The following is a 22977-nucleotide window of genomic DNA, read 5'->3' as shown; positions in this document are numbered from 1 at the left end:
CAATGCACAGGTACCGTATTATTTCGATTGTCTTGTTTCTTAGCTTGTCGTGGAGTTGCGAAGATGTGATTGATATCAACCTCAATGATGCTCATACACAATTGGTTATCGTCGGGGAAGTCAACAACCGGACGAATCGCCAGCAGGTGACCATCAGCCGTACGGTGGCGTTTGACAGGGATCGTCCTTTTGACCCTGTGTCTGGTGCAGATGTACACGTGTCGAGTGGAAGCGGCGGGGTTTTTCATTTCATTGAACAAACCCCCGGTATTTATATCGCTAACAATTTTCGCGGAAGAGAAAACGAACGATATGAGCTGCGTGTCCAGTTAGGGGGGGAGGTATTTACGGCGGTATCGACGATGCCGACCTTGGTCGTCGCAGATTCCATCGGAACGGCCCTGCGAAACATATTCGGCGAGGAGGAGAAACTAATCACGCTTAAATTCCAAGATCCACCTTACATCCCCAATTATTACCGTTACTTGTGGAGTGTCAATGGCACCCCTTTCGAAATGGTGCATGTCGCCCAAGATAAATTTAACGACGGAAGATACGTCAGTGAAGACCTTATCGATTTTGACCTTAAATTGGTCGCCGGGGACTTGGTGACCGTCCAGATGCAGTGTATCGACAAGGCGACATTTGATTTTTGGAACGCTGTACAAACGACCAATCCCGGTACGGCCGCTCCGGCCAACCCGCCTTCTGTATTCGGCGAAGGGGCTCTCGGCTATTTCAGCGCCTGTGCGGTGTCTGAAATTTCAACCGTGGTGCAGTAGAAAGGCGGCACATTGTTACAAAACGCCAAAAGTATATCCTTGCCCCAGCCAATATTCGATGGCACGCGGCAACGCATAGGACACACGCGGGACAGCCTTTATGTTGTCGTGAAAAACCACGATGGAGCCGTTGCGAGCGTGATTGATGACATTCCGCAGGCATTTTTCGGGAGCAAGCTTGGTGTCAAAATCACCGCTAAGGACATCCCACATGATGATTTCGTAGTCTTTGCGCAATGTCGCATATTGTGCACGCGTACCTCGCCCGTAGGGCGGCCTGAAAAGATTTGTCTGCGTCAATTGCTGGCATTGCAACACATTTTCAAGGTATATTTCGTCTTTCGTCTTCCATCCGTTGAGGTGGTTGTAGGTATGATTACCAATACGATGGCCATTTTCCAGCAGGGTGTCGAATAAATCAGGATGTTTTTTAATATTTTCGCCCACGCAGAAGAACGTAGCCTTGACGCCGTAATTTTTCAAGGTATTTATGATGCCCGGTGTAACATCCGGTATCGGGCCGTCGTCAAAGGTGAGAAAAATACGTTTTTCAACACGGCCGCGATGCCAGGTAAGCGAGGGATAAAACCACTGCAAGACAAGGGGAGCGCTGACTGTGTACATAGGCTACAAAAGAAATAAATATTGACCAGATTCGGAGACTTAATGCGCATTCAATTGAAAAAAGGGCTATGAGTACGTCATGGCCAGGTACTACTAATATATTTTGATGAAGAAGAAGTTTTTACACCTAACGTATTCCGTCGCTTGTTTATGTATGATGCTGCTGGCCTCGCTGGAGGGGGCGGCGCAACAGGAAGTATCCGTTAGAACGGCGATTTCCCAAGCATTGGAAAGAAACCTGCAAGTGCGGCAGGCGCAGTTTCAACAGGCGCTGTCTGAGCAAGATCTCCGGCAAGCCAGAATGAACCTATACCCGACCCTCAACGCCGGAATAAACGGTGGGTTCAATTGGGGTTTGACATTCGACCAGACTGCCGGTAGGTTGGTGACGCAGTCAGTCAGCTCAGCCGGCGGGCGGGTCAATTCGAATGCCGATTTATTTACCGGTTTTCAACGATTAAACCAGATACGGGCCAACCGATACCAATTGATGGCTGATGAAAGTAATGTAGACCGGGTTAGGAACGATTTGGTGCTTTCTGTTGTAACGACTTATCTGGAAGCGTTGACCAACCAGGGACTGCTGGAGGCTAGTCAACAACAGCTGTCCCTGTCGCAACGGCAATTGGAAGCCGCTGAGGCAAATTATGAAGTGGGTAACAATACACTCGCCGACCTTTCACAAGCGAAAAACCAGGTGGCTACGGATGAGTTGAATGTGACAACCGCGCAAAATGCGTTCGAACTTTCAATGCTCAACCTAAAACAACTGATGGAAATGGATCCTTCCGTGGAGATTACGCTTGAAAATCCCGCGTTGCCTGATGTCAATGCCGTTGAGAGCAATTACCTGGCCAACGAAATCTATCGGCAAGCGGTATCCACTTTCCCGGATATCAGGCAGGCGCAGATGCTGTCGCAGGTCGCAAAACAGAATATTAGCATCGCACGAGGTGCCTTGTATCCGACGTTGTCGCTCAATGGCGGGATTGGTACCAACTTTTCGTCGCAGGCCGTGGATTTTTTCGGCCCTTTTGGTGAGCAGTTGCGAAACAACAGGAGTGAGTCATTAGGCCTTACATTGAGCATTCCGATTTTCAATAACCTGCGCACCCGGATTACCTTGGCCAAGGCTAAAATAGGGTATGAAAATGCGTTGGCAAGTGAGCAACTCGCTAAAAACAACTTAAATAAGATCATTAATCAGGCTGTGCTCGACCTACGTTCGGCAGAACAGCGATATCATTCTACGGAAGCCGCTTTCACGTCCGCTAAAGACGCGTTTGAAGTGATCAACCAGCGTTATGAAGTCGGTTTGGCCAATTCCGTGGAACTATTTACTGCGCAGACCACGATGAACAGGGCTGAGTTTGATCATATCCAGGCACGGTACGACCTGTTATTCCGCAGCAAGGTGATTGATTTCTACCTGGGCAATGAAATTGATTTTGAAGACTAAACAATTAATAGCAAATCATAGATAATAGATATAGATAGACTATGGCAAAGAAAAAAAACACACTTAAATATGTAGTGATTGGTGCAGTAATCCTGCTGGTGCTGGTCATCATCGCTAATAAAATGGGCTGGATTGGCCAGGGTGACGTTATTAAAGTGGCGACGGAGAAGGCGGAGAAGCGGACGGTAAACGAACAAGTGTCTGCCAGTGGGAAAATCCATCCTGAAGTGGAGGTAAAGCTTAGCTCTGAAGTTTCCGGTGAGATTGTAGAGCTTAACGTTAAGGAAGGTGACGTGGTAACCAAAGGGCAGGTGCTCTGCCGTATACGGCCCGATATCCTGCAATCGGGGTACGATCGGGCGGTGGCATCGCTCAATGCCCAGCGGGCCAGTCTGGCCGTGTCCGAACAGCAATTGAAGCAACAGGAGGCCAACTTTGTCAATATCGAGGCTACATTCAACCGAAATAAGGAATTGTTTGAAAGGAAGGTGGTATCAGCCGCAGAGTTTGATAAAGCCCGGGCAGACTATGAAAGTGCGCTGGCAAGCCTGGAGGCTCAACGGCAGAGTGTCCTCGCCGCGAGATACGGTATAGACCAATCGCAGGCATCGGTAAATGAAGCCGGTGACAATCTTGCGCGTACGACCATCTATGCGCCGGTGGACGGTGTCGTATCGTTATTGCAAGCGGAATTGGGCGAACGTGTGGTTGGAACGGCTCAGATGGCTGGTACCGAAATCATGCGTATTGCCAATATGAGCTCAATGGAAGTGGTCGTGGAAGTCAACGAGAACGATATCACGCGGGTAGCGCTAAACAACGAAGCGACCATCGAGGTAGATGCATTTCAAGGCCGGGAATTTCGGGGCGTTGTCACCGAAATAGCCAGTTCCTCTACCACGGCAGCCACGACCACGACCACGACGGCGGGGACCGACCAGGTCACCAATTTCAATGTGAAAGTGCGGATACTGTCTGAATCCTATGAGGATTTATTGAAAAAAGACCAGCCGAACCCTTCGCCTTTCCGTCCCGGCCTGTCGGCTACAGTGGATATCCATACCAAGCAAGACACCGGATTGGCTGTGCCCATACAGGCCGTCACCACCCGTGAAGCAAGTGGTCGCGATACAACAGCCGCCAATACCCCAACCGCCGACTCGCCGCACACTGCTGCGACAGGGGCACCAAAAATGAAAGAATATGTATTTGTCTACAACAATGGCACCGTGAAACAGGTGGAAGTAACCACCGGAATCCAGGATGACATGTATATACGCATTCTTTCTGGACTCAACGAAGGAGACGAGGTTGTGTCCCGCCCATTCAACGCTATCAGCAAGATTTTGAGGGACGGCAGTAAGGTGGAAAAGGTCGACCGGAATAGTTTGCTATAGGCTGCAAGCGACAGGCAACAGGCGGCAGGTGATGGGCTGTAAGCCGATAGGCAGCAGGCCCAACGCCTACAGCCTAATCGCTTAATGCGTGTAGCCGAAGCTTATATAAAATAAATTCAAGTTGGACTGATTATAAATAATCTGTATATTCGCCTCCGAATCATACAGTGGTTGGATAAATGATCTGTCCTTTAGCTAATTTCGAAGAAGTCTATAAAACTGCTCATGGCGCTGTATATCAGTGCAGCAGGCAAAATTGTTACTGGTTGGAGTTTGCCGGAAGTACTACGGCATTCAAGGTCGGCGACTTCTTGGACTTCAAAAAGAAGATTGATGCAATCGACATTTCTGCAATGATCATTGATTCGTCGCGTACGGCAGATTTTACTATCGTGATGCCCTTTCGTACGCCTCGTTGTTTTGTTTTGACGATCAACGATGTGCTTAACCTCCGTGAGCTTTTGGATGGGGCGAAGTTTATGATCACGTTGAACAGCATGGTGCAGGCTTGCATGAAAGGAACCCCCAGCCGGGTAGCCTGACTTCGGTACCGATTCGAGCGGTTGCGGCGGCACGTTGGCTACGCAACGCAACGGGAAGACTCGCTCCGCTAATCCCCGGTTGCTTGTGCGCATCCAAAGGTGCCTTAGCTTGATTCACGACCCGTCGTCAATAATTTAGACTGAATTTGTATTGTTTTTATTTTGAGCGTTTTGGTACTTTGTTTGTGTATTTTTGTAGTAACAAATAAAGAACGGCTGATGGTATTGTCCATCAGGAAAAATATAAGCATATGAAAGATTTATTGCGATTGAAAACTTCGTTGAACGAAGAGATAGAAAACATACTGAACGCACAGATTAAGGTGGAGGCACATTCTTCGTCCGTCTATCTGGCAATGTCTTCCTGGTGCGATGACCAAGGGTACGATTACAGTGCCGATTTTTTTTCGAAGCAGTCGGAGGAAGAGCGGAAACACATGATGAAGCTTTTCAACTATGTGAACGACAGGGGCGGAAAGGCGATTTCCCCGGAAATCGTAAACATTCCCGCTGACTTTGAGTCCTTCCGTGGCGTTTTTGAGCAAATGCTGGAGCAGGAGATGTATGTGACCGAACAATTCAACAACATAGCTGACAAATGCATCAAGTTGAAGGATTTTGTGACTTTTCAGTTTGTCCAATGGTTTCTCGAGGAGCAAATTGAAGAGGAATACGTTGCACGGCGTATTCTGGAAATGTTTGACGTGATTGGCGAAGACGGAACAGGACGCTGGGAAATTGACAAGCATGTGCCGAAGGTGAGCTATGAAGGGTAGTTATTCTGCCGGATCGCCGGTATCGTCGGGCTGTCTTTTTTGAAAGGCAGCCCGATTTTTTTTGCACACATACGGATTAAGTACTATCTTTCGTTGTTAATTTAAATAAGGAGCGGATTCGGATTTCAAAATATTAGAAGACATTCCAAACCAACTCATCATATCCTGACGAAAAGTTGCCATCGATAGCTATACATAGGCTCCTCGTTTTTGTGTTTCTTTTTGTATCGTTGCAGGCCTTTAGCCAGCATCAGCGCAAAGAGATAAGCGGCATTGTAATCGACACGGCGGGTACTGCCCTGGCAGGTGTAAATGTGCGTCTTACGTCCATACTGGATACCTTATTGACAGTTACCAGTAATGATGGAACCTTTAGGTTTTCGGATATCATCGGGCCGGAATTCCGGCTTACCTTTAGTATGATTGGTTATAAAATTGTGGAGCGATCCTACCCGGCTACCTTCCCCGGATCGGCCATGCAATTGCTCCCGATGGTTCTGCCGCCACAGCAAACGTTGCTTAAAGAAGTCGTCATTAACCGGGTGCAACCCATCGTTATTAAGGAGGACACGGTGCAATATAATATGGATGCCTACAAGGTACGCGAGAACTCGCTGCTGGAAGAAGCACTCAAACTACTGCCCAATATACAGGTACGACGGGACGGTTCGGTGATTGCTCATGGGAAGCAGATTAGCCGGGTGCAGGTCGATAGCAAGAATTTTTTCGGTGGCGAAGTGTTGACTGCCACACGTAACCTTCCGGCTGAATTTATCCAGTCTATACAGGTCATCGATTACTATGGCGACATGGCCAATAGCACAGGCATAAAGGATACGGAACCGGAGAAAATACTTAATATCGTCCTAAAAGAAGATAAGAAGCGTGTGCTTTTTGGTCAGGTGACGGGTGGTGGTGGCACCGAAAACCGGTATATTGGCAGCATGGGCGTAAATAATTACAACGATGGGCAGGAATTTTCCCTGATTGGGTCGTTTAATAACACCAACACAAGCCTATTCAGTTACGGCGCGCCAAGCGGTGCGGGCGGCAGAGAACGGGGCGGCGCGGACTTAACCGGGATGATGGATCCGGTGGATGGGGTGAATACCACCAACTCAGCGGGGGTCAGCTATTCGGACGATATTTCGGAAAAGGTAAGTATATATGGGAAGTATACGTTTACGAACAGAAAGAACAGAACCATAAGCAATTCGGTGCTGCAGAGTGTTTTTGATTTTTATACGATCGTTAATCAAGAGGCCAGGGAGGTCAATACCGACAACATTAATCATCTAATGGCTTGGGATATAGAAGCGCAGTTGGATGATCACAATTACCTGAAAGTAAGTCCAAACATTTCGTATAGTACGGTCAATGCCCTGCATCACAGCAACGATACGATTAAAAACCAGCGGATTGTAAGCGAACGTGTCTATCGATCAGGCGAAGAAATGTCATCGCCCAACTTCGATATGGATGTCTTGTATTCAAGGAGCTTTCACAAGCCGGGACGTAAATTTGTACTGAATATGCAGGGTAAGTATGCTGCCAGGGATAAATTGGAAGACATCAACGATGTTTTTGAAAGCATGAATGCAATTACGGGGCAACCCATTGACGATGGGGCCTATGCATTTTCGCAGCAGGTGGAAAGCGACAACCAAAACCGCGTGGGCCGCTTGAAAGCCGCATACATTGAGCCTATCGACGATAAAAGTATCTTAGAGGTCAGCTATGAATACAACTATACAGCCATTGACAGCCGTCGCAGTGTCTGGGATACGAGCAGGGAAATGTTTGTAGATTCGCTGAGCCTGGATTATGCTTACTTTTTTGAAAGTAACCGCGTAGGGTTGATTTACCAAATGGAGCAAAGCAAGCGGTTCAGATACACGTTGGGATTTGGCGTACAACCGCTGCTTTTAAAGGGGCACACACTTGATGTTGACACAACGACGCAGCATCGCAACGTCAACCTGATTCCCAGCGCCGGTTTCCGGTTTCGCATCAATGACGAGACCGAATGGTCCATCGAATATTTAGGTACGAACAATCAGCCTAATTTTTCCCAAATACAGCCCATCCGGGATCTGACCAATTCGCAGAATATCATTATTGGCAACGCGGAATTGAAGGCGGAGTTTATCAACCGGATTACTACCCGTTTTCGGCAAACGAAAATGGGAAAAAACCAATTTTTCGAAGCGCAGCTCGCGCTCAATCAAATCCAGAATAAAATTGTGACCAATCGGTCGAACCCCAGCAGTACCGTACAGGAAACGAGCTTCCGCAATGCTTCCGGGTACTTTGATGCGCGGGGCTACTACATGTTTAGCACGCCGGTGTTCAACGACGATTTGCAGCTGAATATCAATGGCACCACGGATTACGTAAACAATATTTCGTACATCAATGACAGGAAGAATTTCGGTCGGAATTTTATTTATTCGCAGGCGCTACAACTGCGCTATACGTTGGAAGACGTCATTGAGACAGAATTTAACAGCAGCTACACGTTTAACCGTACACGCTATTCGTTAAGCAATTGGGACAACCGGGACGGTATCAATGCCAATTCGGTATTGTTCGGGTTGGCCGGTAAAGGCTACCTCTCCGATAACTGGGCTTTTGGCTTTGACCTTTCTCATCGACTCAATACGGGCTACAGCAGTTTCGTCAATGCAAACCCGACCTTATTGAACGCATATATCGAGTGTACGTTTTTGCAGAATAAAATGGCGCTGCTCCGTATCCAGGGATTTGATTTGTTTAACCAGAACACCGGGGTTACGCGTGAAGTTTTGGGTACTGACATCCTCGATGTACGCAATAATCGGCTGGCCAGGTATTTTATGTTATCACTTAATATTCGTTTGCAAAAATATCCTTCTAAAAAATCATGATGCGAGCAGTAACCATTACCACTTATGGCGACGCCGATGGGCTTTCCGTCGAACAACGTCCGCTGCCGGCAATTCGTCCGAATGAGCTGCTTATCCGGGTGCGGGCCGCTGGTATTAATCGCCCGGATATTTTTCAGCGGAAAGGTAATTATCCGGCTCCGCACGGAGTCGTACAGGATATTCCGGGCTTGGAAGTGGCAGGCACTGTGGAGGCGTGCGGCACTGATGTGGTGCGATGGGCGCCGGGAGATCAGGTGTGTGCGTTATTGGGGGGTGGGGGGTACGCCGAGTTTGCGGCGGTAGACGCGAGCCACTGTCTGCCCATGCCGGCTAACCTTGATTTTGTGGAGGCCGCCTGTTTGCCGGAGACCGTACTGACGGTTTGGCACAATGTATTCCAGCGGGGAAATTTGCAGCCGGGCGAGACATTGCTGGTGCATGGCGGCAGTGGAGGCATCGGCACAACGGCTATCCAATTGGCCCAACGCTTCGGTGCGCAGGTGTATGCCACGGCAGGAACCCGTGAGAAATGCGACTTCTGTGAGCGGCTGGGGGCTGTGGCCTGTATCAATTACAACGAGCGTGATTTTGCTGAAGAACTTGCCGGAAAACAGATCGACGTCATTTTGGACAGCATAGGCGCGCCTTATTTTGAGCGGCACCTATCGTTGCTGGCGGAGGAGGGCAGGCTCGTATTCATCAACGCGGTAGCAGGCAAATTGGTGCAGTTGAATGTCATGGCTTTGATGCAACGTAGGCTTTCCATCACGGGGAGCACGCTGCGGGGTAGAGATGGCGCCTTTAAAGCGGCATTGTGCGAGGCCGTGGAGCACCAGGTATGGCCACTGGTCGCGCGGGGACTGTTTAAACCAATTGTTCACCGCGTATTTCCGTTGTCCGCAGCATCCGACGCGCATAAATTGATGGAATCCGGTAATTTTATGGGAAAGCTGGTGTTGGAGTGCTAAATATCTTAGATACAGCGAACTCATCCAGGGAGCGGTGCTCCATTTTGACATGGGCCCTGAACCCAATACCGATAGTGGGACCAAGCCAGAAGATTTTCCGTTTTCATTGAGTTTGGAAGGACACCGGTAAGTACATGTTCGTAACTAAGGTTTCGTTAGGTAAGCCCTTTGATAATTCAAAGGGCTTTTTCCTGTAATCTGTTTGAAGTACTTGTGGAATCCGGCAAAGTTATGAAACCCGCTTTCATAGCAGATTTGCTTGACATTCATGTTGTTTTCAATGAGCAGCTTGCAGGCATGCCCTACACGTATCTCGATGAGAAACTGCGAAAAGGTTTTTCCGGTACGCGACTTGAAATAGCGGCAAAACGCATTGCTGCTCATGCCGGCTACTTCAGCCACTTCGTGCAGTGCAATCCGTTGTTTGAAATGTTTGAGGGCAAAATCATAAATATTGTTTATGCGGTCTTTTTCACCTCGCTGAAAATGGGGGTTAAACCCAACGGATGAAAGCAGTTGGATATCTTTGGAATAAGCAATTGCGGTAAGGGCTTCCATGAGTAGTAAAATACGCTTTGGGCCTTCAGAGCCGAGTAGATCTGCCAAAAGCCGTTGCACGCATTGACGGGCTGGGCCGCTAACTGCTATTCCTTGTTTGCCTGTTTGGAGCAACTGTTTGATGCCGGTATTTTCGGGTAAATCAAGAAAATCAGTTCCCCAAAAATCATCATTGAAATGCACGACACGGATATCGGCTTCCTCGCGGCTGGATGGGTCAAAATAGTTGCTGTCGAAGCTCCAGTAATGCGGCAGGTTGGAACCAATTAATACGACGTCGCCCGACGCAAAATTGCGGATGCTATCGCCAACGAACTGCGTGCCCCGTCCTTTTTCAAAATGGATAAGTTCTATCTCCCGGTGATAGTGCCAGCGGTTATTGACGTAGGGCACCGTATCACGACGCGCGCTAAAGGAGTGCGCTGGCCCTGTGCTTACTTTTAGTAACTGAGGTTTCATGCTATTGCCCGATTGGTCAGCCAAAAAAACATAATAAATAACAATTATACGAAAAAGGCGCTAATATAACTGAATACATCGCTAAGATGTTGGCAGCTTTTCTTTGCTTTCTTTGCTTTCTTTGCTTGGTCTTTGGACACTAACCAATACGAATGGGCACGATGACGAAACGACATACCTTGATACCGGTAATTTTGATAACCTCGCTGTTTTTCTTATGGGGGTTTGCGCATAATCTAAATCCGATATTGATCCCTCATCTTAAAAAGGCTTGCCAATTGTCTGATTTTCAGTCCGCCTTCGTGGATTCTGCGTTTTTTATTGCTTATTTTGCCGTCGCGTTGCCGGCTGGTTATTTCATGAAGCGGTTTGGCTATAAACAGGGTATCGTATTGGGGTTGGTTGTGTTCGCTGTCGGCGCATTGCTGTTTCTTCCGGCCGCCAACACGCGCGCATACGGCCTGTTTCTGCTGGCGCTCTTTGTTATCGCCAGCGGGCTTACTTTTTTGGAGACAGCCGCTAACCCGTATATAAGTGTCTTAGGCAGTCCGCAGACAGCTACTCAACGGCTCAATTTTGCGCAGTCATTCAACGGGTTGGCTGCTACGCTGGCGCCCTTCATCGGGGGGAGGTACATCCTTTCCGGGAAGACACTTGATGTGGAAGAACAGGCGACGATGGCGGCGAACGAGTTGGAGGCCTATTTGCAGGCGGAGGCCGACGCCGTAATCGTGCCCTACATGGTTATCGGTACCGTGGTGCTGCTGGTTGCGCTATTGGTTGTGCGGACGCCACTCCCCGAAATCGACGAAGAAGCGTCCGACATACCGGACGGCGGCATTAAAGGGCGATCCCTTTGGTCAAACGGTAATTTCGTGTTTGGCGTGACCGCCCTATTTTTTTATGTGGGGGCACAAGTCGGTGTCGTCAGCTTTTTTATCCGCTTTTCCAATCAGGTGGCCGGCGTGCAGGAGAAGGCGGCGGCCAATTTGCTGGCGATTGCCCTGCTGGGGTTTATGGTTGGACGTTTCGTGGGGACCTTCCTGATGCGTTTTATCGCTCCAGCTAAACTGCTGGCTGGTTTTGCATTACTTAGTGTGTTGTTTACGGTACTGTCGGTTTGGGTCGATGGCCTGTTTGCCGTCTATGCGATGGTAGGCGTTACGTTTTTAATGTCCATCATGTTCCCGACTGTATTTTCGCTGGCTATCAGCGGTCTGGGCAAGCATACCAAACAAGGCTCCTCCGTGCTTATCATGGCCATCGTGGGCGGAGCCATCGTTCCGCTGGTTATGGGAAGCGTGTCTGATCGGTTCACCATGCAGACCGCTTACCTCGTGCCCGCCGTATGCTTTGTTGTTGTGTTGTTGTTTGCCCTGCGGAATGTGAATAATAAGCGTGTGCAGCAAGTGATTCCTGCACATGGATAAGCGATATCATCAACGGCTCCATTGGGCCGTAAAACGTTAAAATAAATAGTATATGAAACGTTATGCACTGGCATTGGACTTGAAGGATGAGGCTCAACTGATTGCCGAATATGAGCAACTGCACCGGAATGTGGCTCCGGAAATTAAACGGTCGATTACAGACTCGGGTATACTCCGGATGTCGATCTACCGGTTTGCCAACCGGATGTTCATGATTATTGAAACAGAAGACGATTTTTCGTTTGAAGATAAGGCCGCGGCGGATGCTGCAAATCCACTTGTACAAGCTTGGGAGCAGCTTACCTGGAAGTACCAAAAAGCAATACCGGGAGCGAAACCGGGAGAAAAGTGGGTCGTAATGGATAAAATTTTCGATCTTAGCGTTAATGAACATGAAAACAGATAAGCAGCTTTTTTTACAGATACATCCGGCGGATAATGTGCTTGTAGCCTTGCAGGATCTTGCTCCCGGTACTGAAGTCGTGTTTGATGGCAAACGGTTTTCCGTGGTTAGTGGCGTAAAGGCTAAGCATAAGTTTACGCTTGAGCCATTGGACGAAGGGGGTGAGATACGGATGTACGGCGTGCTGGTAGGGAAAACCGTGCGTGCACTACCGCAAGGCGAAACCATCACGACGGAAAATATCCATCACGCCGCGAGTCCTTTTGAACTGCGGGAACGCAAGTTGGATTGGCAACAGCCCGACGTGTCGGGATTCGAAAACCAGATTTTCATGGGGTATCACCGCTCAAACGGCACGGTAGGTACCGCAAATTACTGGTTGGTCATTCCCTTGGTATTCTGCGAAAACCGTAATGTGTTGGTGATGAAACGTGCCTTGGAGGAAAAATTGGGATATAGTAAGCGGTCACGGGACTATGAGCCAGAAGTCGACCAACTGATTCAATTGTATCGCGCTGGCGCGACGGTGGAGGATGTTTTAAACGCCGATATCGCTATGGGTAAGGCGCAAGGGGATGGAAAGCGGCTGTTTGAGCACGTAGATGGTGTTAAGTTCCTTAATCATGAAATGGGATGCGGAGGCACGCGGATTGATTCGGATGCCCTTTGCGGGTTGCTTGCGGGGTATATCACGCACCCGAATGTCGCCGGTGCCACGGTGTTGAGCCTGGGGTGCCAACATGCCCAAGCGTCGATTTTGCGCGAGGAGATTGCCAAGCGTGACCCTCATTTTGATAGACCGCTGTATATTTTTGAACAACAACTGCTGGGCACGGAGACCAATTTAATCCAGCAGGCCTTGAAGCATACCTTTGCCGGATTGATGAACGCCAACGAGCAGCGCCGGCGCCCCGCCCCGTTAAGCAAGCTATGCATCGGTTTGGAATGTGGCGGTTCGGATGGTTTCTCGGGCATTTCGGCGAATCCGGCACTGGGCTACGTCTCCGACATGCTGGTAGCGATGGGCGGCTCCGTGATCCTGTCTGAGTTTCCTGAATTATGTGGTGTGGAGCAGGAATTGAGCGACCGCTGTGTCGATGAACCTACAGCGCTGCGGTTTATGGAACTGATGAAAACGTACCATGCCAAGGCAGAGGCGGACGGATCGGGATTTTACGCCAACCCGTCTCCTGGTAATATCCGTGATGGATTGATTACCGATGCCATCAAATCGGCAGGGGCGGCAAAAAAGGGAGGGACCTCGCCGGTGACAGCGGTAGTGGACTATCCGGGTGTGGCGAACAAGCCGGGATTAAACCTGCTCTGTACACCTGGAAACGATGTCGAAAGTACGACAGCGGAAGTCGCTGCCGGAGCCAACGTCGTACTGTTTACCACCGGCTTAGGAACGCCTACCGGAAACCCAATAGCGCCGGTCATCAAGCTGGCGACCAACACCAAGTTGTTCGAGCGTATGCCGGATATTATCGATATCAACTGTGGCACTATCATCGAAGGGACGGAAACGATTGAACAGGTGGCGCATCGTATATTGCGTTTTGTTATCGAGGTGGCAAGTGGCAACGTGCAGCCCAAAGCGGTGCAACTGGGCCAGGATGATTTCATTCCTTGGCGCAGGGGGGTATCGTTGTAAGCGGTAGGCTGTTTAGGCTGTAAACGATGGCGTGCATTTTTTTTTGTTAGCTAATAGTAAATGAATATGTCAAATAAAAAATTAGCTGGAAAAACAGCGATTATCACGGGGGGAGGCAGTGGGATAGGACGGGCTATCAGTTTACGTTTTGCCCAAGAGGGGGCTGCTGTTCACATCTTGGAATTGAATACGGCTGTTGCTGACACATTGGTGGAAGCGATCGGTGCCTTTGGTGGGCAGGCGAGTGTGCATTCCTGTGACGTAAGTAAGCAGGAAATGGTATGTGACGTGGTCAGGGGAATCGGCACTGCGGATATTTTGGTGAACAATGCTGGGATAGCTCATGTGGGTGATCTGGAGCACACCACGGAGGCGGATTTTGACCGGATTTATGCGGTGAATGTGAAAGGGGCATATAACGTCCTGTATGCCGTTGTACCCCTGATGAAAAAGCAAGGACGAGGAGTGATTTTAAATATGGCTTCCATCGCTGCTATTGTCGGGATTACCGATCGCTTTGCTTATTCTACCAGCAAAGGGGCCGTCCAAGCGATGACCTTGTCGGTTGCGCGTGATTACCTGCCATACGGGATACGCTGTAACAGCATCTCACCTGCGCGCGTGCACACCCCTTTCGTGGATGGGTTCATCGCGAAAAACTATCCGGGCAAAGAGGCTGAAATGTTTGAAACACTTTCCAAAAGCCAGCCCATCGGCCGTATGGCACAACCGGAGGAAATCGCGTCGTTGGCGTTGTACCTATGTTCGGATGAAGCGGGCTTTATCACGGGAAATGACTATCCGATAGACGGAGGGTTTGTAAAGTTGAATAATTAATTTTGATAACCATGAAACTGATTCGATACGGCGACCCCGGCCGCGAACAAATAGGGGTGCAGCTTGGCGACATAAACTACGATGTGTCTGCCTTTGGTGGCGACTATAACGAAGCTTTTTTTGAGGATAACGGCCTTGCTCGATTGGATGAATTTGTCAAAGCCAACGCGGACAGGCTCATACCGGTGCCGGAAGGTACGCGCTTAGGAAGCCCGATAGCCCGGCCTTCGAAAATCCTGTGCATTGGGCTCAACTACCGTGATCATGCCGAAGAAACCGGTGCCCAAATACCTACGGAACCGATTATCTTTATGAAATCTACCACATCGTTAAGTGGGCCTTATGACGATATCATCATACCCAAAAATTCAACGAAGACCGATTGGGAGGTGGAGTTCGGGATCGTGATAGGCAAAAAAGCAACTTACGTAGAAGAATCCGCTGCATTTGATTATGTGGCGGGATATGTGCTGCACAACGATGTTTCCGAACGTGAATTCCAGTTGGAGCGCGGAGGTACATGGGACAAAGGCAAGGGGTGTGACACGTTCGCTCCGATAGGCCCTTTTCTGGCGACAAAAGACGAAATCGAAGATATCAATAACATCAGGCTTTGGCTTACGGTGAATGGCAAAACGTACCAGGACGGCAATACCAAAAATTTGATTTTCAGTGTACCATTCATTATCAGCTATGTAAGCCAGTTTATGACCCTGTTGCCGGGGGATGTCATATCCACGGGCACCCCGGCAGGCGTGGGATTGGGTTTTAACCCACCCATTTATCTCCAACCCGGTGATGTGGTGGAGTTGGGCGCTGACGGGTTAGGTGTATCCCGCCAGAGCGTAAAAGCTTATCAAAGCTGATAGATTTCGAATTCAAACGATGAAACGTATTGACGCACATCAGCACTTTTGGCAATACCAACCCGTAAGGGATGCCTGGATAACCAATGATATGGCGCCGATTCAGCGCGATTTTTTGCCGGTCGATTTGAAGCCGGTATATGACGCCAATGGTATATCGGGGTGTGTAGCTGTACAGGCCGATCAATCGGAGGCGGAAACGTTGTTTCTGCTGGATCTGGCCGACCGGTACGCGTTTATCGAAGGCGTGGTTGGCTGGGTAGATTTGCAGTCGGCCAATGTCTCGGAACGCCTGGCATACTTTAGCCGATACCCCAAACTAAAAGGGTTTCGGCATATTGTGCAAGGGGAGGAGGATCCCCGTTTTTTATTGCGCCCGGCGTTCCTGAACGGCATTGAAATGCTGGCCGGCTACGGTTATACCTATGACATACTCATCAAGCCCCATCAACTGGAAGCGGCGTTGGAGTTTGTCGGGTATTTTCCTAACCAGCCATTTGTGATTGATCACTTGGCCAAACCGTATATCAAAAGCGGAGCTCGCCAACCTTGGGCCGCGCAGATGGAGGCGATGGCCCGACATGAACACGTGTACTGCAAACTTTCGGGGATGGTTACCGAAGCAGACTGGAACGACTGGAAGCCCTCGGATTTTGGGTATTATGCACAACACGCCATGGAGGTGTTTGGACCTCGCCGGATGATGTTTGGTTCGGACTGGCCGGTTTGCTTGGTTGCGGCCGACTATGCACAGGTGCTTGCGTTGGTGGACGGCCTGGTTGGTCGGTTATCACCGGCCGAACAAGAGCGGGTATGGTATAAAAATGCCGTAGACTTTTATAAATTATAACCATCATGAATTTAAATTTGAACGATAAAATAATCATCGTAACGGGGGGAGCTAAAGGCATCGGCAAGGGCATTGTGTTGGCCTTGGCTGCCGAGGGAGCGATTCCGGTGATTGTAGGGCGAAAACAGGCCGATAATACCGCGGTGCAGCTTGAAGTGGAAGCAATGGGCGGGCAGGCACTCAGCGTAGAAGCCGAATTGGCCCGTCCGGAGGATTGCGAACGCGCTGTCAGCGAAACGCTGGCCCGGTTCGGACGTATCGACGGCTTGGTGAATAATGCGGGTGTAAACGATGGGATCGGCTTGGAACACGGCAGTTACCAAAAGTTTGTGGATAGCTTACATAAATCGCTTATCCACTATTACCTGATGGCTCATCATGCACTGCCAGCCTTGAAAGTAAGCCAAGGCAGCATCGTCAATATCAGCTCCAAAACCGCCGAAACCGGACAAGGCAATACGTCGGCTTATGCCGCGGCTAATGGAGGCCGCAATGCACTGACACGGGAATGGGCCGTGGAATTATTAAAATATGGGATTCGTGTAAATGCGGTGATTGTGGCCGAGTGTTTTACGCCCCTGTACGATGCATGGATTCGAACATTGCCTAACCCTGACGAGATGTTGCGGAAAATTACCGAACGAATTCCGCTCGGACAACGGATGACCACGGCCGAGGAAATAGCGAACATGGTGGTGTTTTTGCTGTCACCTTGTTCGAGCCACACCACGGGCCAGTTGATCCACGTGGATGGCGGGTACGTGCATTTGGATAGGGCGCTTTAAAGACGTGGGGTCCGGCCGCTTCGCGACTGATGCAGACATCCTTTGCAAGTCACGCTGGAGATGACCATGGTCGGGATGCAAACCAAGGCATGTTGTATTATGGACAGCATGCATATGTGCGTGCCAGCGGATTGGTTATATGATTTCAAGGAAACCGTATTCGTTCGAACCGAATAACCCGTCGATGTCTTCCTTGTGTCTGATTAGTAATTGCTCCAAAAAGACATTGCTTTGGTTGCCCGTCCTTAATAAAACCACTTTTGGCGGAAAACCCTTCACATTGGCAAGATTGAGAAAATCATCATCATTGGTAACGATGATTAAGTCGTTAGCCAAAGCATAATTCCAATATCAATCAATGTCTTTGGCAGGTACGGTGAGGCCGATATAATCTACGTGTAAACAATCTTCAAAGTAGACTTTAAGTTTGTTTGATAAACGCCAGGACAAGTTTGCATCCAAAAGCAGTTTCATGCTATGCGGCTACAATTCTGATGAAGGCTTCCCGGTTGGCGGCGAATGCAAGTGCAGCCCGAATGTGCTCTTCTTTCAATAGTGGGTAGTCTTCAAGGATTTCAGCATTGGTCATGCCGGAAGCCAGCCATTGGAGAATATCAACAACAGCAATACGCGTACCCTTAATACACGGCTTTCCGAAACGGATGTTAGGATCGATTGCGATATAGGATGAAAACTGTTCCATGATGTAAAAATATAAAAAATTTCATTAATGTCCAACACCTTTTCCCTGGACCTAAAACGGAATCTTTTGACCTATGTGGATAACGCTCATAAAACAAGACCCGATTGCCCTGACCAGCGTAGTCGGCTATCATTAGCGGATGCTTTACTGCGACGGACGGCTAACCTTTAACAGAATGAGTCAGGTTAGACGTTTGTTGAGCAAACGGAAATCTGCTGTGAGGAAACGGCCGGAATGCCAAGAATCCGCGGGAGGTCGTAAGTGCGTAAGAATACGAGCTGAATCTTCTTCGTACCCGGGGTTATTCAATAACGACGCCCATTTTGCTGAATTTATCGATGCGTTCGGAAACCAGTTGGCCGGCTGGCTTTTTCTGCAAAATAGCCAGGTCTGCAAGCACTTGTTGTTTGACCGATTCGGCGATTTCTGCCGGATTGTGATGCGCCCCGCCCAATGGTTCGGGAATAATACCATCGATAAGACCATTATTCAGCATATCGGCGGCTGTCAATTTGAGGGCCTCGGCAGCCCGTTCTTTGTAATCCCAGCTACGCCACAGGATGGAGGAACAGGATTCAGGCGATATGACCGAATACCACGTGTGTTCAAGCATATACACCTTATCACCTACGCCGATACCTAATGCACCGCCGGAAGCGCCTTCACCGATAACAATACAGATGATCGGTACTTTCAGGACAGCCATTTCCAAGAGGTTACGGGCAATGGCTTCGCCTTGCCCCCGTTCTTCGGCTTCTATGCCCGGATAGGCGCCCATGGTATCAATCAATGTGATGACCGGCTTATTGAATTTCTCGGCCAATTTCATCAAACGCAAGGCTTTGCGGTAGCCCTCGGGATTGGCCATCCCGAAATTCCGGAATTGCCTTTCCTTCGTATTCTTGCCTTTCTGATGACCAATGATCATGACGGGCTGGCCGCCAATGGTGGCAAAACCGCCGACGATGGCTTTGTCGTCTTTTACATTCCGGTCGCCATGTAGTTCAATGAATTGTTCACAAATCTGACTGACATAATCCAGCGTCTGGGGCCTGTCGGGATGACGCGACATCTGCACTTTTTGCCAACCAGTCATATTGCTATATATTTGGTGTTTGGTTTTTTCCAATTTATCCTGCAACTCCGTCAACGTAGCGCTCATATCCACTTTGGTCTTGTCGGCTACTTGGCGCACTTTTTCGATCTGTAGCTGCAGATCTGCAATGGGTTTTTCAAAATCAAACGTTGTCTCCATAAATGCCTTTGCAAAATCAGGCCGCTAAGTTAGGGAATTGTATTGATTATTTAAAAATGTGATCGGTAGTGGTCAGTGATTGCCCGTCACTTATCGCCTACTACCAGCAATGGCTTGGTTTTTGTGTACCTTTGTCCTGTTAGTACGAGGCATTATTCAGTCATGCGTATGATTAGAGCAACTACGTTATCTTTTTATTTTTTTTTCGTGTCGGCGTTTTCGGCCATAGCAGAAACCTATCCAGAAGTACTATTTGAAAACAGTGTGTTGCCGGGGAGCTATGCCTACAGTCAGGTGCATTACGAAGGCGGAAGCTGGATGGAAAATGTCGGTGGCAGGTTGCCGGTGTCGGATTCGGTGTATTTCACGCCCGGTAATGCGTTGTCTTTGAAGTATACAGCTTCGCCGGAGGGGCACTGGTATGCGCAGATCGACTATCCCAACAGTTCAAATCACTATCAACCAAAAGCGGATGACGTGCTAACGTTCAAGCTGTTTGTTGCGTCAGATACGGAAAGTGGCGCGTTGCCCAGAATAGCTTTGCGGCAGAAGGATACGCTTAGCAATTTCATAGATTTGGCTAAATATGTGGTTGACTTTCAGCAAAACATGTGGCTGAATGTACGATTGCCATTGCGGGTTATCGGCGGCTTGCGCATGGATGAGGCAATCGACGGTGTGCGGTTTTCTCAGGGGACGGGAGACAACGGCACCCACTGGCTATACATCGATCAGATTGAATTTCTGCCCGCTAAGCCGCCACGTGTGAAGCTTTCGTCGCCAGCCGTGTTATCGACGGCGAAAGCGTACGACAGGCATGTGGACCTTACCTGGCAACTGCCGCTCACCCCCAGCATACGGTACATTAAAATCTATCGGTCAGAAGACAACACGCATTTCGAGCCTGTCGCTATCCGGCCTATTTTTGTGCAAAAATGTACTGATTTTGTGCCCCATTCAAATAAAACGTACTATTACAAGATAGCCTGGGTAGATTATGATTACCTCGAATCGCCATTTTCCAATATCGTGGAGGCTTCGCCGGAAACGTCCAGTGATGAGGCGTTGTTGGATGCTGTGCAAGCGGCACATTTCAATTACTTCTGGGAACGGGCGGAAGTAAACAGCGGCATGCATTCGGCACATTTCGGTACGGATGACGCCACGGTTTCCGTGAAAGAAACGGGCTTGGGCATTTTGTCATATATCGTGGGGGTTGAACGAGGGTTTGTGTCACGTTCGTTGGTCAAAAGCAGGCTCCAGCGTATCGTGGATTTTTTGGGTAAAGTAGAACGGTACAACGGGGCGTACCCCGCTGAGCTAAACGGCCGTACGGGCAAAGGAGTCTTTGCGGTCGATACCATTCCCGTGGCAGACCTTAAGGCCACGGCATTCCTGATGCAGGGATTGCTGGTCGCGCAGCAATATTTTCAGGCCGATAGTGACGATACCGACTCGCTGACTGAAAAAATTGATTCCTTATGGGCGGGCGTAGCCTGGAATCAATTTGCCATCGAAGGGCACGAACATATTTTACTTGACCGCTGGTCGCCCGTTACCGGATTTACGGAAGCTTCACCATTAGGCGGCTTCAATGCCGACTTTATCTGTTATATACTGGCGTTGGCTTCGCCCCAGTTTGCACTTGAACCGGATGCTTATGCCCGGGGGTTGGGGGTACGGAGGACACTGGTGGATTCGACCCAGGCCTTGGCCCGGGCAGACAACCGTGTTTTTTCGGTGAAGATCCGCGAGGGAAGCGGCCCTTCATTACCCAGCTATCTGGAATTTCCCTATACTTCGGACAGTACCGTGTATGGTTTGCCAATAGCCGTTGGAACGGTCGATACCTCATTGCTGGAAGCATACAAGCCGTTTTTGGCATTTGATCCGAGGAATAAAAAAGACAGGTTCACCAATTATTTCGTCAACAACGTCAATCTTGCAAAAGCGTATCAGCGGCGTGACAACGAGCATCAATGTTGTGGGTTTTCAAAAGATATCTGGGGGATGGAAACACGCTCGGATACGACTGATACCTTGGTGGCGGTTAATCCCGCTATCGCATCGGCCACTTATGGTTACCTGCCGGAGGATGCTATGCGGTCCATCCGCGCATTCTACCATCAGCTTGGGCCTGCGCTGTTTACGGAATATGGATTCCGCAAATGGATTGCGATCGGTGAAAACACGCTGGCAGATGAATACGACGCCATGAATCAGGCGGCGGTAGTGGTGATGATTGAAAATGGACGCAGTGGATTAATCTGGGATTTGTTTTCCGATCATCCGGACATAAAAAAGGTTATTGAAAATCATTTTTCAATTGAGTAGTTTTTTTATTTTTACGTCATCCAATTCTCAACATGAAACGATATAGCATTTTTACGTTTGTATTCATTATTTCTGCCGCGGTGTTTTCCTGCAAAAACAAACAAATGGCAGTCAATCCAGGGGCTCAAGTAACCGTTGACGGTACGCAGGATGGCCTGAAGCATGTGCAAAGCAATTTTGAAGATGCTGCAATGACCGATCGGGGCATTATGGTCACGTTTGATGCGGACGTGCTTTTCCCGCTGAACTCTTCTTATTTGACCGACCAGGCGAAAAATGAACTGGACAAATTGGTGGCGCTTTTGAACGACTATCCCGGGGCGACACTCATTGTGGACGGGCATACCGATGCTACGGGGACAGAAACGTATAACCAGTGGTTGTCTGAAAAAAGGGCCGAGTCTGTAAAGAAATATGCTGTCGAAAAAGGATTGGACGAAACCCGAATTACGACGAATGGGTACGGCCAGTCTAAACCTGTGGCCCCCAATAACACCAAGGAAGGCAGGCAACGAAATCGCCGGGTTGAGGTCACCATTGTGACAGCGAAGCGATAGTAGTAGCTTCTTAAAATTGCATTTTCAATTCGGACGCCTTGACGGCTTGGCCATAAAACCTTCCGGCCCGTTCTTCAAAATCTGCTGCGTTGTCTGTCGTAAAGAAATGCGTGCGGCCATTCTTCGTGCAAAGCATTTCTACTTCCGCATGGCGCTTGAGGTAGTCGGCCAGACTATCGGCCACCAGACCGCCTTGCGGTAGGATTTGGATAGATGGCGGCATGAAACGTCTGATGAGCGGCAGGAGCAACGGGTAGTGCGTACAGGCTAATATGACCGTGTCGATATCGGGAGATTGATGGAGTAGCCGCTTGATATCTGCCTCGACAAAATAGGCGGCGCCCTCAGAATCCAATTCGTTATTTTCAACCAAGGGAACCCACATCGGACATGCTTGCTGGAACACCGTTATGTCGGGAAAAAATTTCCGGATTTCGATCGGGTATGAAGCGGACTTCACCGTTCCGGGGGTTGCCAGGATACCGACATGGCGTGTCGAGGTGTGAAGACCGATTACTTCGGTTGTGGGGCGGATGACGCCCAGAACCTTGCGCAAATCGGGGCAATGGGGCAAGTCTTTTTGCTGGATGGTGCGGAGCGCTTTGGCCGAGGCCGTATTGCATGCCAAAACCACTAAATGGCATCCCATACTAAACAGGCTTTCGACGCATTCCTTTGTATAGGCATATACGGTTTCAAATGACCGCGTGCCATAAGGCACGCGGGCGTTATCACCTAAATATACGTAGTCGTACAGCGGCAGTTTCTTCACGATTTCCCGGAAGACCGTCAATCCGCCATAACCAGAGTCAAATATACCTATGGGCCCCAT

General features: G+C 49.2%; 21 protein-coding genes and 1 pseudogene. 16 read left to right on the top strand and 6 right to left on the bottom strand.

Annotation, left to right across the window (positions count from 1 at the left end):
- Nucleotides 1-2: 2 nt before the first annotated feature.
- Nucleotides 3-782, top strand: a complete 780-nt coding sequence (locus tag B5X72_RS09620) for a DUF4249 domain-containing protein (RefSeq protein ID WP_079716668.1) — start codon at nucleotides 3-5, stop codon at nucleotides 780-782.
- A 15-nt stretch (nucleotides 783-797) separates the two neighbouring features.
- Here B5X72_RS09620 and B5X72_RS09615 read toward each other — a convergent pair whose 3' ends face one another.
- Entirely contained in the window at nucleotides 798-1406 is a 609-nt protein-coding gene (locus tag B5X72_RS09615) for a polysaccharide deacetylase family protein (protein ID WP_079716667.1), read from the bottom strand.
- A gap of 106 nt (nucleotides 1407-1512) precedes the next feature.
- On the opposite strand from B5X72_RS09615, the gene B5X72_RS09610 reads away from it, so the two are divergent.
- The 6 genes from B5X72_RS09610 (at nucleotide 1513) to B5X72_RS09585 (ending at nucleotide 9454) form a co-directional block, all read left to right on the top strand.
- Nucleotides 1513-2865 (top strand): TolC family protein, encoded by a 1353-nt coding sequence (locus B5X72_RS09610; protein WP_079716666.1) that lies wholly within the window; start codon nucleotides 1513-1515, stop codon nucleotides 2863-2865.
- A gap of 41 nt (nucleotides 2866-2906) precedes the next feature.
- The gene (locus tag B5X72_RS09605) at nucleotides 2907-4262 is read left to right on the top strand and encodes an efflux RND transporter periplasmic adaptor subunit (protein ID WP_079716665.1); all 1356 of its coding nucleotides are present in this window, start codon (nucleotides 2907-2909) and stop codon (nucleotides 4260-4262) included.
- A gap of 179 nt (nucleotides 4263-4441) precedes the next feature.
- Nucleotides 4442-4804: a hypothetical protein gene (locus B5X72_RS09600; RefSeq protein WP_079716664.1), complete on the top strand. Its 363-nt coding sequence runs from the start codon at nucleotides 4442-4444 to the stop codon at nucleotides 4802-4804.
- A 251-nt stretch (nucleotides 4805-5055) separates the two neighbouring features.
- Nucleotides 5056-5580 carry a ferritin gene (locus B5X72_RS09595; protein WP_079716663.1) on the top strand — a complete coding sequence of 175 codons (525 nt, stop codon included), beginning with the start codon at nucleotides 5056-5058 and terminating at the stop codon, nucleotides 5578-5580.
- Nucleotides 5581-5792: 212 nt separating this feature from the next.
- Nucleotides 5793-8486, top strand: a complete 2694-nt coding sequence (locus B5X72_RS09590) for an outer membrane beta-barrel protein (protein ID WP_079716662.1) — start codon at nucleotides 5793-5795, stop codon at nucleotides 8484-8486.
- Nucleotides 8483-9454 (top strand): NAD(P)H-quinone oxidoreductase, encoded by a 972-nt coding sequence (locus B5X72_RS09585; RefSeq protein ID WP_317043108.1) that lies wholly within the window; start codon nucleotides 8483-8485, stop codon nucleotides 9452-9454. The genes B5X72_RS09590 and B5X72_RS09585 overlap by 4 nt, the downstream gene beginning before the upstream one ends.
- Before the next feature lie 144 nt (nucleotides 9455-9598).
- Here B5X72_RS09585 and B5X72_RS09580 read toward each other — a convergent pair whose 3' ends face one another.
- On the bottom strand, nucleotides 9599-10471 hold the full coding sequence (locus tag B5X72_RS09580) for an AraC family transcriptional regulator (RefSeq protein WP_079716661.1): 873 nt from the start codon (nucleotides 10469-10471) through the stop codon (nucleotides 9599-9601).
- A gap of 161 nt (nucleotides 10472-10632) precedes the next feature.
- Here B5X72_RS09580 and fucP point away from each other — a divergent pair, with 161 nt between their 5' ends.
- The 7 genes from fucP to B5X72_RS09545 all read left to right on the top strand — a co-directional run bounded on the left by fucP (nucleotide 10633) and on the right by B5X72_RS09545 (nucleotide 17296).
- Nucleotides 10633-11901, top strand: a complete 1269-nt coding sequence (gene fucP / locus B5X72_RS09575) for an L-fucose:H+ symporter permease (protein WP_079716960.1) — start codon at nucleotides 10633-10635, stop codon at nucleotides 11899-11901.
- 52 nt (nucleotides 11902-11953) lie between these two features.
- Nucleotides 11954-12307 (top strand): L-rhamnose mutarotase, encoded by a 354-nt coding sequence (locus tag B5X72_RS09570; protein WP_079716660.1) that lies wholly within the window; start codon nucleotides 11954-11956, stop codon nucleotides 12305-12307.
- Nucleotides 12294-13958 carry a UxaA family hydrolase gene (locus tag B5X72_RS09565; protein ID WP_079716659.1) on the top strand — a complete coding sequence of 555 codons (1665 nt, stop codon included), beginning with the start codon at nucleotides 12294-12296 and terminating at the stop codon, nucleotides 13956-13958. The genes B5X72_RS09570 and B5X72_RS09565 overlap by 14 nt, the downstream gene beginning before the upstream one ends.
- A gap of 66 nt (nucleotides 13959-14024) precedes the next feature.
- The gene (locus B5X72_RS09560; protein WP_079716658.1) at nucleotides 14025-14795 is read left to right on the top strand and encodes an SDR family NAD(P)-dependent oxidoreductase; all 771 of its coding nucleotides are present in this window, start codon (nucleotides 14025-14027) and stop codon (nucleotides 14793-14795) included.
- Nucleotides 14796-14806: 11 nt separating this feature from the next.
- Complete coding sequence (locus tag B5X72_RS09555; protein WP_079716657.1) at nucleotides 14807-15661, top strand: fumarylacetoacetate hydrolase family protein; 855 nt, start codon at nucleotides 14807-14809, stop codon at nucleotides 15659-15661.
- Between the two features lie 19 nt (nucleotides 15662-15680).
- Nucleotides 15681-16511: an amidohydrolase family protein gene (locus B5X72_RS09550; protein ID WP_079716656.1), complete on the top strand. Its 831-nt coding sequence runs from the start codon at nucleotides 15681-15683 to the stop codon at nucleotides 16509-16511.
- A 5-nt stretch (nucleotides 16512-16516) separates the two neighbouring features.
- A complete protein-coding gene (locus B5X72_RS09545; RefSeq protein ID WP_079716655.1) occupies nucleotides 16517-17296 on the top strand; it encodes an L-fucose dehydrogenase in 780 nt (259 codons plus the stop codon).
- 135 nt (nucleotides 17297-17431) lie between these two features.
- Here the strand turns inward: B5X72_RS09545 and B5X72_RS21040 are convergent.
- From B5X72_RS21040 to B5X72_RS09530, 3 genes and pseudogenes are all read right to left on the bottom strand, one after another.
- A pseudogene (locus B5X72_RS21040) lies at nucleotides 17432-17770 on the bottom strand (DUF5615 family PIN-like protein).
- Nucleotide 17771: 1 nt separating this feature from the next.
- The gene (locus B5X72_RS09535) at nucleotides 17772-17999 is read right to left on the bottom strand and encodes a DUF433 domain-containing protein (RefSeq protein ID WP_079716654.1); all 228 of its coding nucleotides are present in this window, start codon (nucleotides 17997-17999) and stop codon (nucleotides 17772-17774) included.
- Nucleotides 18000-18300: 301 nt separating this feature from the next.
- Nucleotides 18301-19254, bottom strand: coding sequence for an acetyl-CoA carboxylase carboxyltransferase subunit alpha (locus B5X72_RS09530; protein ID WP_079716653.1), 954 nt, complete (start codon nucleotides 19252-19254; stop codon nucleotides 18301-18303).
- Between the two features lie 168 nt (nucleotides 19255-19422).
- Here B5X72_RS09530 and B5X72_RS09525 point away from each other — a divergent pair, with 168 nt between their 5' ends.
- Both B5X72_RS09525 and B5X72_RS09520 read left to right on the top strand, forming a co-directional pair.
- Complete coding sequence (locus B5X72_RS09525; RefSeq protein ID WP_176146152.1) at nucleotides 19423-21588, top strand: glucoamylase family protein; 2166 nt, start codon at nucleotides 19423-19425, stop codon at nucleotides 21586-21588.
- Between the two features lie 32 nt (nucleotides 21589-21620).
- Nucleotides 21621-22145, top strand: a complete 525-nt coding sequence (locus B5X72_RS09520) for an OmpA family protein (RefSeq protein WP_079716651.1) — start codon at nucleotides 21621-21623, stop codon at nucleotides 22143-22145.
- Between the two features lie 10 nt (nucleotides 22146-22155).
- On the opposite strand, the gene murI is transcribed toward B5X72_RS09520, so the two are convergent.
- Nucleotides 22156-22977, bottom strand: a complete 822-nt coding sequence (gene murI / locus B5X72_RS09515; RefSeq protein WP_079716650.1) for a glutamate racemase — start codon at nucleotides 22975-22977, stop codon at nucleotides 22156-22158.

This window comes from Parapedobacter luteus (assembly GCF_900168055.1).
In the GTDB taxonomy this organism is placed as follows: Bacteria; Bacteroidota; Bacteroidia; order Sphingobacteriales; family Sphingobacteriaceae; genus Parapedobacter; species Parapedobacter luteus.
The sequence above is the reverse complement of the archived record's forward strand: the minus strand, read 5'-3'. Positions and strand labels throughout refer to the sequence as shown.